The following is a 15,408-nucleotide window of genomic DNA, read 5'->3' as shown; positions in this document are numbered from 1 at the left end:
GTGAATTTTTCCTGAAATTTCTGTGACATCGCCCGAGAGCGAGCTGCCCGATCTACACCAGCCCGCGCTTGGCCATCATCGCCTCGGGTGACGGCATCTTACCGCGGAAGGCGGTGTAGAGTTCCTCTGGATCGCGGGAACCGCCGGCCGAATAGATGTGCTTGCGCAGCTTGCGTGCCAGTTCCGGGTCGAACGGGTCGCCCGTCTCCTCGAAAGCGGAGAAGGCGTCGGCGTCCAGCACTTCCGACCACATGTAGGAATAGTAGCCCGCCGAGTAGCCGTCGCCGGAGAAGACGTGGGCGAAGTGCGGCGTGCGGTGGCGCATGGCGATGGCGTCCGGCATCTTGAGCTTGCTCAACATCTCCAGTTCGAAGGCGATCGGATCCTCCGGCGCCTCGGCGCGCGAGTGATAGGCCATGTCGATCAGCGCGGACGCGGCGAACTCGACCGTTGCGAAGCCCGCATCGAAGCTCCGCGCCGCTTCCATGCGCTCCATCAGGTCCTGCGGCATGGCTTCGCCGGTCTCGCTGTGGCGCGCATGCTTCTGCAGGATCTCGGGCACCGTCAGCCAGTGCTCGTAGAGCTGCGAGGGCAGTTCGACGAAATCGCGGCTGACGCCGGTGCCGGAGACCGACGGCCACATGACTTCGCTCAGCATGCCGTGCAGCGCATGGCCGAACTCGTGGAACAGCGTTCGCGCCTCATCGAGCGAGAGCAGCGCCGGCTGCCCCTTCGGCGGCTTGGCGAAATTCATGACGTTGTAGATGATCGGCGTGGCGCCCTCGCCCAGCGAATAGCCGGTGCGCAGCGAACTCATCCAGGCGCCGGAGCGCTTGGAGGGGCGGTTGAAGTAGTCGGCCAGGAAGACCGCGCGGTGCGAGCCGTCAGAGTTCCTCACTTCGAAGGCGCGCACGTCGGCATGCCATGCCGGCACCTCGTGCTTTTCCTCGAAATAGAGGCCGAACAGCCGGTTGGCGACGTCGAAGCAGGCCGCGATGACATTTTCCAGCCGCAGGTAGGGCTTCAGTTGAAGCTCGTCGAAGGCGTAGCGCTCGGCCCTGAGCTTTTCCTGGAAGTAGCGCCAGTCCCAGGGCGCCAAGGCATCGTTCAGGCCGTCCGCGGCCGCGATGCGGGTCAGTTCCGCCTGGTCGGCGGCGACCTTTTCCAGCGCCTTCTCCCAGACCGGATCGAGCAGCTGTGCAACCGCTTCCGGCGATTTCGCCATCGTATTGTCGAGCTTGAGGGCGGCATAGGAGCCATAGCCCAGGAGCTTCGCCTTCTCCGAGCGCAGGCCGAGCATCTGTTTCACGATGTCGCGGTTGTCGGTATCCCCGCGGTTGTCGCCCCGCGAGACGAAGGCGCGGAAAGCCGTCTCCCGCAAGTCCCGGCGCTTCGAGAACGTCAGGAACGGCTCCATGATCGAGCGCGACAAGGTCACCGCGAAGCGACCTTCCTGGTCGCGGGAGGAGGCTGCCTCCGCCATGCAGCGCCTGAGGAAACCGGGCAGGCCGTCGAGATCGGCTTCGTTGAGGAACAAGGCCCAACCGCGCTCGTCGGCAAGGACGTTCTGACCGAAACGGGCGCCGAGCGATGCCAGTTCCTGGTTGATCGCCGCGAGCCGCTCCTTCTCGTCGGGCGCGAGCTTCGCCCCGGAACGGACGAAACTCTTCCAGGTGAGTTCGAGCACACGCGCGGTTTCGGGATCCAGTCCGAGCGAATCCCGACGCGAGTAAAGGTCGTCGATCCGGGCGAAGAGCCTTTCGTTCATCGCGATGGCGGAGTAGTGCCTGGCCATCTTCGGCGAAATCTCGCGCTCCAGCGCCTGGATCGCGTCATTGGTGTTCGCGCCGGCCTTGCACCAGAAGATCGCCGAGATGCGCCCGAGTGGACGCCCGGCGAGTTCCAGCGCGGCAAGGGTGTTGTCGATCGTTGGCAGATCGGCACGCGCAGCGATCGCCTCGATCTCTGCCTCGTGCGCCTCGAACGCCGTTTCGAAGGCAGATGAAAAATCCTCGTCCCTGATCCTAGTGAAGTCGGGCAGGCCGAGCGGTCCGGTCCATTCAACGAGCGGACCAGCGAGGAGTTCTGAACCGTGTGTGTGCAAAGCGTGGGACCTTCTGAATCGTTCGACGCGGATGTAGGTCGCGTTCGGCCCGTGCGCAACGGACTTGACCGAAGAGGGCCCGGTTCTATAAGTGAAACTGATAATAAGTACCCCTTACAAAGATGCCCACCAGACAAGACAGCGACAGCTTCGGCTTCATCGTCGGCGATATCTCCCGCCTCATCCGCGCGGAGATGGAGCGCCGCATTGCCGCTGCCGGCCTGTCGGTCACGCCGGGCGAAGGCAGGACCCTCCTGAACATCGCGCGTATCGGAACCGTGCGCCAGAACGTGCTGGCCGAGCGCATGGGCGTCGAGGCGATGACGCTATCCGGCTATGTCGACCGGCTGGAGCAGCGGTGCCTGGTCAGCCGCGCGGTCGATCCGGCCGACCGGCGCGCCAAGCTCGTGTCCCTGACCTCCGAGGCGGAAGGCGTGGTCGAGGAACTGCGCGCGCTCGGAGACTCGCTGCGCGCGGATCTGAGCCGGACCATGCGCTCCGACGAATGGGATGCGCTGATGTCGAACCTCAGGCGCATCCGCGAGGACCTTGCCGGAATGAAGTGCAAGGCCCCGGCTGTCGTGGAGACCGGCGAATGAATGCGCTGCCGCCCGAGAACCGGGCCTTCATGACGGAACGCCGCGTCGGGCTGATCGGCGCCTTCATGGTAGCGGTCGGCCCCGTGTCGATGGCGCTTTACACCCCCGCCATGCCCGAGATCGTCGACGCGTTCGGCACGACCGAATCGGCGGTCAAGCTGACCCTGTCGCTGTATTTTGCCGGCTTCGCCTTCTCGCAACTGATCTGCGGACCCATGTCGGACGGGTTCGGGCGCAAGCCGATTATCATCGCCTTCATGACCCTCTATCTCGCCGCAAGCGTGGTCGCACTCTTTGCGCCATCCGTCGAGGTCCTGATCGCGGCCCGCTTCTTCCAGGGGGCCGGCGCGGCGGTGGGCGTGGCCATTTCGCGCGCCTTGATACGCGATCTCTTCCACAATGACCGCGCCGCGCGCATCATGAACCTGCAAGCCATCATCCTGGCCGTCGGTCCGGCGCTGTCGCCGACGCTGGGCGGCATCATCATGGAGCTCGCCGGCTGGCACGCGATCTTCCTCGTCATGGTGGCAATGGGAGCCGGCGTCATCGTGACGACGCATCTGGGGCTCCGGGAGACCGTACCCAGGGACCTGTCGCGGATCAGGCCGCGCGCGCTCATACAGTCCTATTCGGCGCTCCTCGGCAGCAGCTACTTCATGCTGTCGAGCCTCGTGGTCGCCGGGACTGTCGGCGCGCTTTACACTCTCGCCACGGTGCTGCCCTTCATCCTGATCGACCGCGTCGGCCTTACCGCCACCGAATTCGGTGTCGGCATGCTGATGCAATCGGGCAGCTTCTTCGTCGGATCGCTGATCGTACGGCGACTGCTGCGGACGATACCGGCGGCACGCCTCGTGCCGGTCGGACTGGCCTTCGTCGGGGCCGGCGCTCTCGCCATCGCGGTGCTGCTGCGCATCGCACCGCCTTCGTTCCTGAGCGTCATGGGACCGATCGCTTCCTACGCGTTCGGCATCGCCTTCATCATGCCCGCCATGATGGTCGCATCCGTGGCGCCGTTTCCCCGCATCGCCGGTTCGGCATCCTCGATGTCCGGCTTCATGCAGATGGGCGGAGGACTGCTCGGCGGGACCGTCGCTGCGCTGATGGGCGATCCGGTGGTAGCGACCGCAACCATCATTCCCGCCATGGGGTTCATCGCGATCGCGGCCTGGATCGGCTGGAGCCTGCTTCCGGAGCCACCGGGCGTCACGCGGATCGGATCCGGCTGACGCCGGCCTAGTCAGTCGAGCTCGGGCCGTTCGAAATCGCCGGTCTCGCGGTTCATGATCCACAGCTCGCCGGTGGAGATGTCGAACCACGCGCCGTGCAGCGACAGGCGGCCCTTCCCTTCCAGGATCTTCACGCAAGGGAATGTCCGAAGGTTCGCGATCGAATAGCGGATCGATATCCGCTCCAGCGCGGTCTGCCTCTCGCCGACGGTCATCATGCTGTTGCCGGTGACCACCTTTGCCGCAGGTGACACCAGGCTCATCCACTTGCCGATAAAATCGCCCGGCGACAGCGGCTCGGCCGATGGGTCGAGGGCGGCGCGGATGCCGCCGCAGCGGCCATGGCCGAGAACGACGATGTGCTTCACCTTGAGGCTCTGCACGGCGAACTCGAGCGCGGCGGAGGTTGAATGATGCCGGTCGTCCGGCTCGTAGGGCGGGACGAGGTTGGCGACGTTGCGGACCACGAAGAGTTCGCCCGGACCCGAGTCGAAAATGGTTTCGGGCGCCGCGCGGGAATCGCAGCAGGCGATCACCATGGTCTGCGGCTGCTGCCCCTTTCGCGCAAGCTCGCGATAGCGGGTGGTCTCGGTCGCATAGCGGCCGCCCATGAAGTTGCGATACCCGGAAAGCAGCTCGGCAGGCAGATGGTCCATACTTTCCGTTTGCGGCACTCCGAGGCGTTCGTCAATGTCCGAGGTGCCCGGTTCAGGTCCAGATGGCGATCGGAAGGCCGTGCGAATCGCGGCCCGGAGGATCGGGGAAAGGCACCGCCTCGCCCCTTGCATGCCGCGCTGCGACGAGCATCACGGCCGCGGCGTCGAGGAAATCGTCTTCGCCGCAGCCACGCGGGGGTGTGGCGTCGAGGAAATCGCGCGCAATGCCGCAGCTGGCGAGGAGATCGCGCCGCTCCTCTATGCCGGCCTTGTGGACGCGGCCCCTGACCTTCTTCGGATTGGACATCTCTCTCTCTCCGTTGAGACGCCAGAAGGCGGCTTCGGGATGGGATTCGATCACGCGCTCCGCGAGTTCCGGGCGTTCGCGCAGCAGCGCGTCGATCTCGCGGATCTTGGAGAAGATCCCGAAGGCCTGGATCGAGATGGCGCGCGGCGGTTCGGACGTGGCGCGCGCGACTGCGCTCGCCCGCCGGTGCGCATCGTACCAGGCTTCCAGATCGATGAACTCGGCCGTCTCGGCATGGACCGCGGCGCGGGAAGGAATGGAAAAGACGCTCGACTGCCTCTGACCGAGCTTTTCCCTGACCAGCCGCTCCGGCCCGCGCCCACCATGACCGACCTTGTCGGGAAGGCCGATCGGCATGTCGACGGCGATGATCGCCGCGTTCGGCAGGCTGTCCACCAGGTCAGAGAACCGGGCGAAGGTTCTGGATTCCAGCGGCCTTCCCGGCCGGGAGATGACCGCGATCCAGCCCGCCTTGCATCCGTCCACCCCCGCGATCTCGATGTCGGGCAAGGGCACGGGCCGGACTATTCGCGCCGGATGGGACAGTTCGCGCAAACTGATTCTAGAGACGGGGCGGGAGAGGCTTTTCGTATCGGTCTCGATCTGCAGCTCATCCCCGCCGCGCGCGGCGGTGCGGGCAAGAATCTCGAATACCGATGCCGTGGTCGACCGCAGGGCTTCGCCGAGCCCTTCGCCCGCCATGAGCCTGGCGAGGAACACCGCCGCCGTCAGGTCGCCCAGGCCGTTCGGCGGGTTTTCCACCAGCGGATGTTCGGCCAGGAGTGCCCGCGAAGGCGTCAGCAGCAGGTTTGCGATACCGTCCGGGCTCGTGGCCGGGGCCGAGGTGACCAGCAACTTTTCCGGGCCGACGAATGACGCCGCAGCGACGATCGCCTCCGCCGTGTCGAGAACGGAACCCGTCAGCCACTCCAGTTCGTAGCGGTTCGGCGTGGCGATGTCGGCGCGCGGCAACAGGTGCTCGCGGATGGCAACCGCCAGCGCTTCCGGCACGTAGAGGCCCGCCTTGTCGCCGATGACCGGATCGCAGACGTAGACGGCCGACGGATTTTGCCGCTTCACCGCATCGACAAGCGATGCGACGCTCTTCGCCTGAGCCGGCGTTCCGAGATATCCCGTCAGCACGGCGCCAACCTCATCGAGCCAACGAGAGGTTTCGAGGTCGCGCAACAGTGCCGCAAAGGATTGGTCGTCGGGGACGATTCGGGTCGCCCGCCCGTGGCCAGGATGCCAGGGCAGGATCACGGTCGGCACCGCCCAGACCGGATGTCCCAGCGTCTCCAGCGCGAAGACGGCGGCCCTGTTGCCGACCGACCCGCGGGCGACATGGCTGGAGATGACGATGACGGAGCGCGGCGTCCGCGGCTTCCCAGCGCCCATCTCAGTTGCCGAGGAAAAAGGAGATCAGCCAGCCGGCAAGGACGACGAGCAGAATGACCCCGATGACCCGCCCGATGCGAGTTCCCCAGACTTCGATCGCATCGTCCTGGTCGGCATCGTCCGCCCGCATGTGCTTCTGGACCTTGCGGGTGGCGCGCATGGCGAAGGAACCGGACGGATCCGATTCCTTGGCGACGCGATCCAGGATGCGCCGCGATTCCTCGTCGCTTCTTCGCCTGCGGTCCGCCATGACGCGCCCTTGTTGCCCGGCTGCATGCTTCTAGCCCGTTCAGGCGGATCGAGACAATGGTGCGAGGCGCTCCAGGCGGCGCGCGTGATGGCGTGCCGGGGAACGGGCCTCAACGCTCTGTGATTTGACCTCGTAGTGTCCGCGCCCTTGTTTCGTGACGAGGCAGGAACGAAAGGAAGAAACCGATGGAACTCTTTTCGCGCCGGGCGGCGCTGAAAACGGCGGGCGGCATCGCCATGACCGCACTCATGTCCGTGAACGCCGCCGCACATCACGGCTGGTCCTGGACCGACGATGGCTTCTTCGAGCTCAAAGGCACCATCAGCGGGATTTACATCGGCAATCCGCACGCCACCCTGGACGTCGACGTGGAGGGAGAGACCTGGCGCGTCGAACTCGCGCCGCCTTCGCGCACGATCGCCGCGGGCTTTACCGAAGACGTCGCCGCGGTGGGTGACGAGATCACCGCGATCGGCAATCGCTCGCGCGAATCCACCGAGCGCCGCATGAAGGCCGTCCGGATCGTCGTCAGGGACGAGACCTACGACGTCTATCCCTATCGCGTCCCGTCCTGACGATCTTGGACGGTTCGCCGCTGCTGGCTCTATTGACCGGGATCGAGCGTCTCGCACCGGTCGAGGCGCTCAAGGCGTCCTTCATCGCATATCCGCTGGTTAACGCGGCGCACATCTTCGCCATCGGCGCTCTCGTCACGCTGGTCCTCATCATGGACCTTGCCGTACTCGGCCGCTTGCCGACGGCGGGCGGCGATCGGGCGTTTGCTGAATCGTTCCGCCCGCTCGCGCTGGGCGCGTTCGCCCTGGCTCTGGCGACCGGGCTGCCGATGTTCGCCATTCGGGCGAGCGAATATGCGTTTAACCCGGCCTTCCGCCTGAAAATGCTCCTCCTGCTCCTCACGGGGATCAATCTGGCAATCTTCGCGCTTCTAGACCGCAAGGCGCGCATCGAGGGGGGTTACCAGGCCGCCGCGAAAGCCTGCGCGATCCTGTCGATGGCGCTCTGGCCGGCGATCCTGCTGTGTGGCCGCTTCATCGGCTTCATCTGAGCGGCGGCAACCCTCTCGCCGTTGACACGAGGGCGCGATCGCTGGAACCTCGCGCGGCGAGACGGGGAGCGAGCGGAACGTGCAGGGGGAAGTTCTCTATTTCGATGCGGAACGCGGCGTCGGTTTCATCGGCGGCAGCGATGGCAATCGCTATCATTTCGACCGGAGCGATCTTTCGGGCCGGACCGGGCTGCACAAGGGAGAACGCGTCGAGTTCCTGACTGCCGGAAACCGCGCGCAGAATGTGGTGTCGCTCGATGCCCGGCCGAATGCTGCGCCCGGCGATGCACCCGAGATCTTACCCAGGAGACCGACCATCGGGACCAGCGTCCCCACGACGGGGCCGGCGGCGGCATCATCGCCTCCGCCCAGCCAGTCGCTGTTCGGCTATTTTCGCAGCTGCATCGCGGGCAACTACGCGAATTTCCGCGGCAGGGCGCGGCGGAAGGAGTACTGGGGTTTCGTACTCTTCTTCGCGCTGACGGTGATCTTCGTGACCGTCGCCGGCGTGGTGATCGACGCTGCGCTGGGCAATCTCGACCGAGAGGAACCCGTCTTCACGTCGATCTTCGCCGGTCTCGTGGTTCTTTCCATGTTGGTCCCGTCGCTCGCGGTGACGGTCCGCCGGATCCACGACATCGGCCTGTCGGGATGGTTCATCCTGCTCGGCCTGATCCCGACCTTCGGCAACCTGATCATCCTGGTCTTCGCGATGATCCCGTCGCAGAAGCGGGAGAACAGGTGGGGTGAGGTACCTGACGGGATCCTCTGAAGGCAGCCGCGCGTCAGGCCGACAACGCCAGGAACTTCTCCACGATCGCGTCGCCCATGGCGCCGGTGCCAACTTCCGTCATGCCGTCCGAGAGGATGTCGCGGGTGCGCAAACCGTCGTCGAGCACGGCGGCGATCGCCTTCTCCAGCCGGTCCGCCTCGGCCACCAAGCCGAAGGAATAGCGCAGGCACATGGCGAAGGAGGCGATCATGGCGATCGGATTGGCGATTCCCTTGCCCGCGATGTCGGGGGCCGAGCCGTGCACCGGCTCGTAAAGCGCCTTGCGCGCGCCGGTCTTTGCGTCCGGCGCGCCGAGCGAGGCTGACGGCAGCATGCCAAGCGAACCCGTCAGCATCGCCGCCACGTCCGACAGCATGTCGCCGAACAGATTGTCGGTGACGATCACGTCGAACTGCTTGGGCCAGCGCACGAGCTGCATGCCGCCGGCGTCCGCCAGCATGTGGGAAAGCTCGACGTCCGGGTACTTCGCCTTATGGGTGGCTGTCACCACCTCGTTCCACAGCACGCCGGACTTCATGACGTTGCGTTTTTCCATCGAGCAGACCTTGTTGCGGCGCGTGCGCGCCAGCTCGAAGGCGACACCGGCGATGCGCTCGATCTCGAACGTGTCGTAGACTTGCGTGTCGATCGCCCGCTTCTGGCCGTTGCCGAGATCGGTGATCGTCTTGGGTTCGCCGAAATAGACGCCACCGGTCAGTTCGCGGATGATCAGGATGTCGAGACCCTCGACCACTTCGGGCTTGAGCGACGACGACTGGGCCAGCGCCGGATAGCAGATCGCCGGGCGCAGATTGGCAAACAGTTCCATGTCCTTCCTGAGCCGCAGCAGGCCCGCCTCGGGCCGCGCCTCATAGGGCACGGCGTCCCATTTCGGCCCGCCGACTGCGCCGAACAGAACAGCGTCGGCCGCCATGGCCTTGGCCATGTCTTCTTCCGAGATTGCCTGTCCGTGGGCGTCGTAGGCGCAGCCCCCGACCAGGCCTTCCTCCGTCTCAAAGCCGGCGCCGAGCCGCTCGTTCATCGCCGCGATCAGCTTGCGCACCTCCGCCATCGCCTCGGGGCCGATGCCGTCGCCGGGAAGAAGAAGCAGTTTGCGCGATGCCATGACCTTAGCCTTTTCCGAAAACACGTTGCGCGTCTTGCTAGCGGCGATGCCGGGCGCGCGCAAGCACGGGCTGGCGATCGACTCAGCCCACGAGTGCTTCGGCCTCGCGGCGCAGTCTCGTCGCCTGCCCGTCGGCGGGTTCCTCGACGTCTTGCCGGCCGACCAGCTCGCCGGCCCTGACCGGTCGCACGACCTTTACGCCGTGCGCCAGCCCGATCGGCAGGGCTCTCGCAGCGAGCGACACGGAGGATGGAACGAGCTTGCCCCAGACGGTATAGCCGCCCTCGCCATCGAGCATGTCGCCGGGCACGAGGTCGCGCTTCGCCACCGCCACCGCGTCGCCCCGGAAGACGCGAGCCTGGCCGGTCGGTTCACCCCGAAGAGCGGCCGAAAGCACCGAGATCCCGAGTTCCAGCCCGATAAGGTGGAACGGCTTGTACATCGCGGCGAAACGCCCGGTGGAATCAACCGGCAGGCCGTATTGGCGGAAACAGCCGGCGGCATAGTCGTTGGGCGCTTCGAGCACGACGTAGACGCCCCACCGCAGGTCGCGGAAAACGGGACGGCCGTCGCGCTCCAGCGAGGAGACCACCTCGACCATGCCGCCTGCCTCCATGGCGCCGCCCACATTGCGCGGTCGCAGCACATGGCACAGGTCGTCGACGCCGCAGGGTGGGAAAGCGAGCCCGTCCGAGGGAACAGCAAGGTCGCAGGCATTGGCGATCGCTGCCATCTCGATGGCCGACTTGGTGCCGTCCAGGAAGGAGTTGAACATCTGGGAATTCATGCCGGCCGCCCGCGCTGCTTCAGGAGTCAGCCCGTAGTGCGACCACACCTCGTCCGGGGTGATCCGATGATAGGAGGGCAGGTATTTGGTACCCTTTCCTGCGGCCTGCACACGGAAACCCGTTGCACGTGCCCAGTCCACCATCTCGGCGACGAGGGCAGGCTGATCTCCATAGGCCATGGAGTAGACCACGCCCGCCGAGCGTGCGCGTTTCGCCAACGCGGGTCCGGCAAGAACGTCGGCCTCGACATTGACCATGACGACGTGCTTGCCGTTGTCGATTGCCGCCAGCGCATGCGCGATCCCCGCGGCCGGCGAACCGGTCGCGTCGATGACGACGTCGACCCCATCGGAAGCGGCAAGCGCCCGTCCATCCTCAATGAAGGCGGTAGCCGCGATGCGCTCTTCCTGCCAGCCGACTGCGCGGCAAGCAGCCCTCGCCCGCTCGGGCGACAGGTCGGCGACTACCGTTACCTCGAGGCCAGGGGTGAAAGGGACCTGGCTCAGGAACATGGAGCCGAACTTACCGGCGCCGATCAGACCGGTGCGGACCGGCCTGCCGGAAGCCGATTGGGCCTGGAGCAGCGAAAACAGGTTCATGCGCGAGCCTTGCAGGATGTCATTTCCGCCTTTGCCTCAGAAATCATTCGGGACGAGGGCGGAGACGTCCGAGGGCCATTCCTCCCGCGCCGGCCAGAAGCGCGTCCGATCGCCTTTCTGCGCGAAATAGATCGCTTGTTCCATCGGATCCACGACGACGAAGCTGTCGGACATGCCGCAGGCGTGCGGCACGCAGCCTCTCGCCACGAGCATGCCGTCGGGCGCGATATCGGGCTCCCCGGCGGTGCCGAGGCCTGCTGCAAACGTTCCCAGCTGGTCTCCGAGCAGTTCCAGGGCGGCCGCATGCACGTCGGCATTCCGGAAAAGATCCAGCGGATGGCCGATCGCGGCCGCATCGAACGTCGCCCATGACGTGCCGGGCTGCGGGGCATAGGCGATGCGACCGTGCAGGCTGAAACCCTGGCCAGGCGCCCAGCTGGTCACGTCGACCGGTTCGCCCGGCAGCAGATAGGGGATGAAGAACACCGCCGATTCCGAGATGGCGGGGGGAGGCGTCGTACAGTCGGCTTCCGTCATTTCGAGGGTGACAGGGCCTTCTTCGGGCTTCCACACCATGGCAACGGATGGTGCGCAGGCATTGCCGCCCGGCCCGATATAGAAAAACGCGACGTCGGTGCCGCCGACATCGGCGATCCTGTCGAAGAACGCGAAATAGTCGCGGGCGAGTTCGCGTCCGTCGAAGGCGAGCACCTTTTCGAAGTCCGGCGTCTCGGTGATCGTCAGTTCGCCATCCGCGAACGGAATGCGCTCCGGCTCCTGGTCCTGCGCGGCCACGGGCAGCACGAGCGGGAGCGAGACGAGAACGGCCGATAGCATGCGAGGGAGTAGGGACACCGGACGACTCCAGATGGATCGCCGGCAATCTAGCCCACGAACCTGCCAACAGGAACCGTCATAGGTTGCCTATCCTTGGACGACGATGCGGTGAAGGATCCGGCGCACCAGCGGCGCGACGACGAGGACCGCGGGAAAGGCGACGGCCCATGACGGGAACCACGCTGCCATCCATCGGTCGAAGAAGTCGCCAGCGACGCCCGATGCGATGGCGGTGGAAAGGCCGGACACGATGCACGACATCATGCCCGACAGGAGCAGCCCGAAGGCGATCGGCTCGAACCGCCGGGGAAGAAACGGCTTCATCGCAGATTGGCGTTCAGGCCCAGGGCCGCGTCTCCGCGAGCTTCTTCTCGTAACTGGCGATCGAGGGCGCCTTCTCCAGGGTCAGCCCGATGTCGTCCAGGCCGTTCAGCATGCAGTGGCGGCGGAACCCGTCCAGGTCGAAATGGATCATGCCGCCATCCGGACCCCTGATTTCCATTGCTTCGAGATCGATCGAGATCGTGGCGTTCGAGCCGCGCGAGGCGTCGTCCATGAGCTTCTCGAGGTCTTCCGGGCTGACCTGGATCGGCAGGATGCCGTTCTTGAAGCAGTTGTTGTAGAAAATGTCGGCGAACGAGGTGGAGATCACGCAGCGGATGCCGAAGTCGAGAAGCGCCCACGGCGCGTGCTCGCGCGAGGACCCGCAGCCGAAATTGTCACCCGCCACAAGGATCTGCGCGTTGCGGTACGCCGGCTTGTTGAGCACGAAGTCGGGATTCTCCGTGCCGTCCTCGTTGTAGCGCATCTCGGCGAACAGACCCTTGCCGAGCCCGGTCCGCTTGATCGTTTTGAGATAATCCTTGGGGATGATCATGTCGGTGTCGACGTTGACGATCGGCAGGGGGGCTGCGACCCCGGTCAGCTTGGTGAATTTTTCCATCTTCGGCCCGCACGCGCTTTCGGCTGAGTTTCTTCCGACATCGCTTTACACAGCTTGCGCCTTCAAATCAAAGGGGCGGCGGTTCGTCGCCACCCCTTCCGATTCATCCAGTTCTAGACGCGCCGCACTGCCATCACGCCGGTCTCGGTGCCGGTCAGCCGCCGCGAACGGCCGTCCGCGCCCACGACCATGGTGATCCGGCGCCGCGTGGACGAGAACAGTTCCGAGGTGACCACGTCGACCGGAGGATCGAAGGCGATCGTGGCGCGCCACAGATGTGGCTTGATCGTCTCCTCCAGGCCGAAGACGTGGCCCTGTACCGGCTTGCCGTTGAAGGTGCCCTCGACACGATCCCCGACCGCGAAGGGGGCGGCGGGCCCGTCGGCTTTTTCCGGCGCGCTCGCCACAGCCGCCTGCGCCGAAAGCGTGTTCCAGTCGCGCACGCCGTTCTGCCTCGCGACGAGTTCCAGCGCGCGGCCGTGGCTGACGGCGACCCCGTCGGCGGAAAGCGCCTCGCGCAGGCGTCGCGCCTGGGCTTTGTAGGTCTCCACCGGATTTTCGAATGTCTGGACGATGGTCATCGTTGTTCTCCTATCGATCTTGCGACCGGCATCGGGATGACGGGAGTCCGCCTTGCCGTTCCAGCCGTCGCATGACAGGGAAACGATGTGATATCGGAAGCTTCACCTTGGCTCGCGCCCGCGGACGGCGGGGGCTTCCGGCCCCGGAGCGCACAGATAGGTGTGGCATGTCGCCGCGTCAATGGCGCCATGCTTTCGAAGGCTGATCCTAGTACGGGTTGAGTACGATACGACACGGAGCTTCCACCGCCGTAAGAGCCAGCGTGACGTCTCCAATCTCGCGACGAACAGGCGTCGAGGCTACGGCATACAAGCGCTGAAGTTCGTCAAGCAGCAGGCCTACGTCCGTTTGGTCGAACACCGAAGGCGACAAGGCTTCCAGAAGCTGGAACTGCAAACCGGAATGCTCGATCGCGGCCGGCAGTTGGCGGAGTTTTACGCAGTAGAGGGTTACGCCGTCCAAATTATCTATTCTGACTTCGGCCATCCTCGTACCCCGAAATTGACGTCGCACCGGCAGCGCGTGACGGAGTACTTCCGTTTATCGAAACCACTTGATCGGGACGTCGAGAATGCGCGCTAGCTTCTCGATCGTCTCCATCGATCCCGTCTTTCGGCCGCTTTCGAGATCGGAGAGATAGCCCTGCGCGATGCCGGCTTCGGCGGCCACATCGCGCTGGACCAGACCGCACCATGTCCGGATTGCCTTGAGGCGCGTGTGTCCGCGCAAAACGAGATCGCCCACCTCGCGCGGCAATGCATCGTCCCTACCGGTCAGTTCGGCCTTGCGGGCGTCGTACATGGCGATGTCGGCGGCATCTTCGTCGAGACAGCCGGCAATCGCTCGCGTGAGGGGGATCGTCTTCACGGCGACAATATCTTGCAATGAGCTTTGTCGAGCAAGAGATAGAATTTCGCGCCTAGATCACGTTCAACTCGCGATACGGCCGCCCCCGGAGCACCCGCTCGTAGCCGAAGACTGAACAGTCGATCGTCCGGTAGCCGCCATGCACGATCAGTTCAGCCAGAGCCCTGCCGACCGCCGGTGCCTGCTGCAGCCCGTGGCCGGAGAAGCCGTTGGCGAAAACGAAGTTTTCCACTTCCGGATGCGGGCCGATCACCGCGTTCTGGTCGAGCGTGTTGTAGTCATAGTGCCCGGCCCAGGCGCGCCCGACCTTGATCGCCTCGAAGGCGGGGATGCGGGCGGCGAGCACCGGCCAGATGGTTTCCTCGAAGAGCGGCCAGTCCGGCTCGAAATCGCCGGGATCGGCCGGTCCGTCCGTCACGTGCGGTTCGGCGCCGCCGGTGATGTAGACCGAGCCCTCCGGACGCACGTAGATGCCCGAGGGGTCGACCAGGAGCGGCATGTCGTCGAAGCGCTGGCGCGCCTCGAAGACGAAGACCGATCGTTTTCGAGGCTCGACCGGCAGCGCAATGCCGGCCATCGCCGCCACCTTGCCCGCGTTGGGTCCGGCCGCGTCAATGACTGTCCCGGCATCGAGGCGTTCGCCGTCGTCGAGCTCAACGCCGGTGATGCGGTTTCCCTCCCGTCTCAGTCCGGTCACAGACGCCCGGATCATGTCGATCTTTCGGTCCCTCAGCGCCCTGCGGAACAGCATGAGTAGCGCGTGCGCATCGAACCAGCCTTCGCCGGAGCGGCCCCAGGCGCCGCCGGCGATCCCTTCGGTCGAGAGCCAGCCGAAGCGGCGCGACAGCGCCGCCGCGTCCTCCAGGAGGATGTCGGCGCCTTGAGCAGTCTGCACTGCGTGGTTCGCCTTCAGCACCGGCAGGCCTTCTTCGGAGGCCAGGATGAGATAGCCCTTTTCGCGGAAGGCGATATCGGCCTCCGCGCCGAATTCCTGCGTCAGGCGCCGGAACAGGGCGAGCGTGTATTGCGAGAGCCTTATGTTCTCCGCGATCGAGAACTGCTGGCGGATCGAGGCGCAGGAGAGCGTCGTCGCCGCCCGCGCGAACTGCGGATCGCGTTCGATGAGCGCGATGGTGCCCGCAAAACCTTCCTCGCGCAGATGCCAGGCGATGGAGCTGCCGATGATGGCTCCGCCGATGATGACGATGTCGTAGCCGGCCAAGCTGATCTCCGTTGCGGCAAGGGAACTGCGACCAGCGGCGCAGGTGCCGCATCGCGGCGGGAC

18 protein-coding genes and 1 pseudogene are annotated in these 15,408 nt (G+C 65.4%); 5 read left to right on the top strand and 14 right to left on the bottom strand.

What is annotated here, in order from left to right; all coding sequences use genetic code 11:
• Positions 1–52: 52 nt before the first annotated feature.
• Positions 53–2,104 carry a M3 family metallopeptidase gene (locus tag ABGN05_RS08665; protein ID WP_367953609.1) on the bottom strand — a complete coding sequence of 684 codons (2,052 nt, stop codon included), beginning with the start codon at positions 2,102–2,104 and terminating at the stop codon, positions 53–55.
• Positions 2,105–2,226: 122 nt separating this feature from the next.
• Here ABGN05_RS08665 and ABGN05_RS08660 point away from each other — a divergent pair, with 122 nt between their 5' ends.
• Together ABGN05_RS08660 and ABGN05_RS08655 are read left to right on the top strand one after the other, a co-directional pair.
• Positions 2,227–2,703 (top strand): MarR family winged helix-turn-helix transcriptional regulator, encoded by a 477-nt coding sequence (locus tag ABGN05_RS08660; protein WP_367953608.1) that lies wholly within the window; start codon positions 2,227–2,229, stop codon positions 2,701–2,703.
• A complete protein-coding gene (locus ABGN05_RS08655) occupies positions 2,700–3,932 on the top strand; it encodes a multidrug effflux MFS transporter (protein WP_367953607.1) in 1,233 nt (410 codons plus the stop codon). Before ABGN05_RS08660 ends, ABGN05_RS08655 begins: the two co-directional genes overlap by 4 nt.
• Before the next feature lie 11 nt (positions 3,933–3,943).
• On the opposite strand, the gene ABGN05_RS08650 is transcribed toward ABGN05_RS08655, so the two are convergent.
• From ABGN05_RS08650 to ABGN05_RS08635, 4 genes and pseudogenes are all read right to left on the bottom strand, one after another.
• Positions 3,944–4,588, bottom strand: coding sequence for a carbonic anhydrase (locus ABGN05_RS08650; RefSeq protein ID WP_367953606.1), 645 nt, complete (start codon positions 4,586–4,588; stop codon positions 3,944–3,946).
• Between the two features lie 52 nt (positions 4,589–4,640).
• Entirely contained in the window at positions 4,641–5,381 is a 741-nt protein-coding gene (locus tag ABGN05_RS08645) for a DUF429 domain-containing protein (protein ID WP_367954347.1), read from the bottom strand.
• A 42-nt stretch (positions 5,382–5,423) separates the two neighbouring features.
• A pseudogene (gene pdxY / locus ABGN05_RS08640) lies at positions 5,424–6,293 on the bottom strand (pyridoxal kinase PdxY); the annotation flags it as partial.
• 1 nt (position 6,294) lies between these two features.
• Positions 6,295–6,543: a hypothetical protein gene (locus tag ABGN05_RS08635; RefSeq protein ID WP_367953605.1), complete on the bottom strand. Its 249-nt coding sequence runs from the start codon at positions 6,541–6,543 to the stop codon at positions 6,295–6,297.
• A gap of 185 nt (positions 6,544–6,728) precedes the next feature.
• On the opposite strand from ABGN05_RS08635, the gene ABGN05_RS08630 reads away from it, so the two are divergent.
• From ABGN05_RS08630 to ABGN05_RS08620, 3 genes are all read left to right on the top strand, one after another.
• Positions 6,729–7,118, top strand: coding sequence for a DUF6152 family protein (locus ABGN05_RS08630; protein WP_373695909.1), 390 nt, complete (start codon positions 6,729–6,731; stop codon positions 7,116–7,118).
• A 5-nt stretch (positions 7,119–7,123) separates the two neighbouring features.
• Positions 7,124–7,609: a hypothetical protein gene (locus tag ABGN05_RS08625; protein ID WP_367953604.1), complete on the top strand. Its 486-nt coding sequence runs from the start codon at positions 7,124–7,126 to the stop codon at positions 7,607–7,609.
• Between the two features lie 79 nt (positions 7,610–7,688).
• Entirely contained in the window at positions 7,689–8,381 is a 693-nt protein-coding gene (locus ABGN05_RS08620) for a DUF805 domain-containing protein (protein ID WP_367953603.1), read from the top strand.
• A 13-nt stretch (positions 8,382–8,394) separates the two neighbouring features.
• Here the strand turns inward: ABGN05_RS08620 and leuB are convergent, their stop codons facing one another.
• The 9 genes from leuB to ABGN05_RS08575 all read right to left on the bottom strand — a co-directional run bounded on the left by leuB (position 8,395) and on the right by ABGN05_RS08575 (position 15,345).
• On the bottom strand, positions 8,395–9,507 hold the full coding sequence (gene leuB / locus ABGN05_RS08615; protein ID WP_367953602.1) for a 3-isopropylmalate dehydrogenase: 1,113 nt from the start codon (positions 9,505–9,507) through the stop codon (positions 8,395–8,397).
• Positions 9,508–9,589: 82 nt separating this feature from the next.
• Positions 9,590–10,894, bottom strand: a complete 1,305-nt coding sequence (locus ABGN05_RS08610; protein ID WP_367953601.1) for an NAD(P)H-dependent oxidoreductase — start codon at positions 10,892–10,894, stop codon at positions 9,590–9,592.
• A gap of 36 nt (positions 10,895–10,930) precedes the next feature.
• On the bottom strand, positions 10,931–11,749 hold the full coding sequence (locus tag ABGN05_RS08605; protein ID WP_367953600.1) for an Ivy family c-type lysozyme inhibitor: 819 nt from the start codon (positions 11,747–11,749) through the stop codon (positions 10,931–10,933).
• Positions 11,750–11,818: 69 nt separating this feature from the next.
• Complete coding sequence (locus tag ABGN05_RS08600) at positions 11,819–12,055, bottom strand: DUF2798 domain-containing protein (protein WP_367953599.1); 237 nt, start codon at positions 12,053–12,055, stop codon at positions 11,819–11,821.
• Between the two features lie 13 nt (positions 12,056–12,068).
• Positions 12,069–12,674: a 3-isopropylmalate dehydratase small subunit gene (gene leuD, locus ABGN05_RS08595; protein ID WP_367953598.1), complete on the bottom strand. Its 606-nt coding sequence runs from the start codon at positions 12,672–12,674 to the stop codon at positions 12,069–12,071.
• A gap of 113 nt (positions 12,675–12,787) precedes the next feature.
• A complete protein-coding gene (locus ABGN05_RS08590; protein ID WP_367953597.1) occupies positions 12,788–13,255 on the bottom strand; it encodes a glyoxalase superfamily protein in 468 nt (155 codons plus the stop codon).
• Positions 13,256–13,463: 208 nt separating this feature from the next.
• Entirely contained in the window at positions 13,464–13,742 is a 279-nt protein-coding gene (locus ABGN05_RS08585) for a hypothetical protein (protein ID WP_367953596.1), read from the bottom strand.
• Between the two features lie 54 nt (positions 13,743–13,796).
• A complete protein-coding gene (locus ABGN05_RS08580; RefSeq protein ID WP_367953595.1) occupies positions 13,797–14,123 on the bottom strand; it encodes a helix-turn-helix domain-containing protein in 327 nt (108 codons plus the stop codon).
• 52 nt (positions 14,124–14,175) lie between these two features.
• Positions 14,176–15,345 (bottom strand): NAD(P)/FAD-dependent oxidoreductase, encoded by a 1,170-nt coding sequence (locus ABGN05_RS08575; RefSeq protein ID WP_367953594.1) that lies wholly within the window; start codon positions 15,343–15,345, stop codon positions 14,176–14,178.
• Positions 15,346–15,408: the final 63 nt, after the last annotated feature.

The organism is Aquibium pacificum (genome assembly GCF_040839445.1).
Taxonomy (GTDB): Bacteria; Pseudomonadota; Alphaproteobacteria; order Rhizobiales; family Rhizobiaceae; genus Aquibium; species Aquibium pacificus.
The sequence above is the reverse complement of the archived record's forward strand: the minus strand, read 5'-3'. Positions and strand labels throughout refer to the sequence as shown.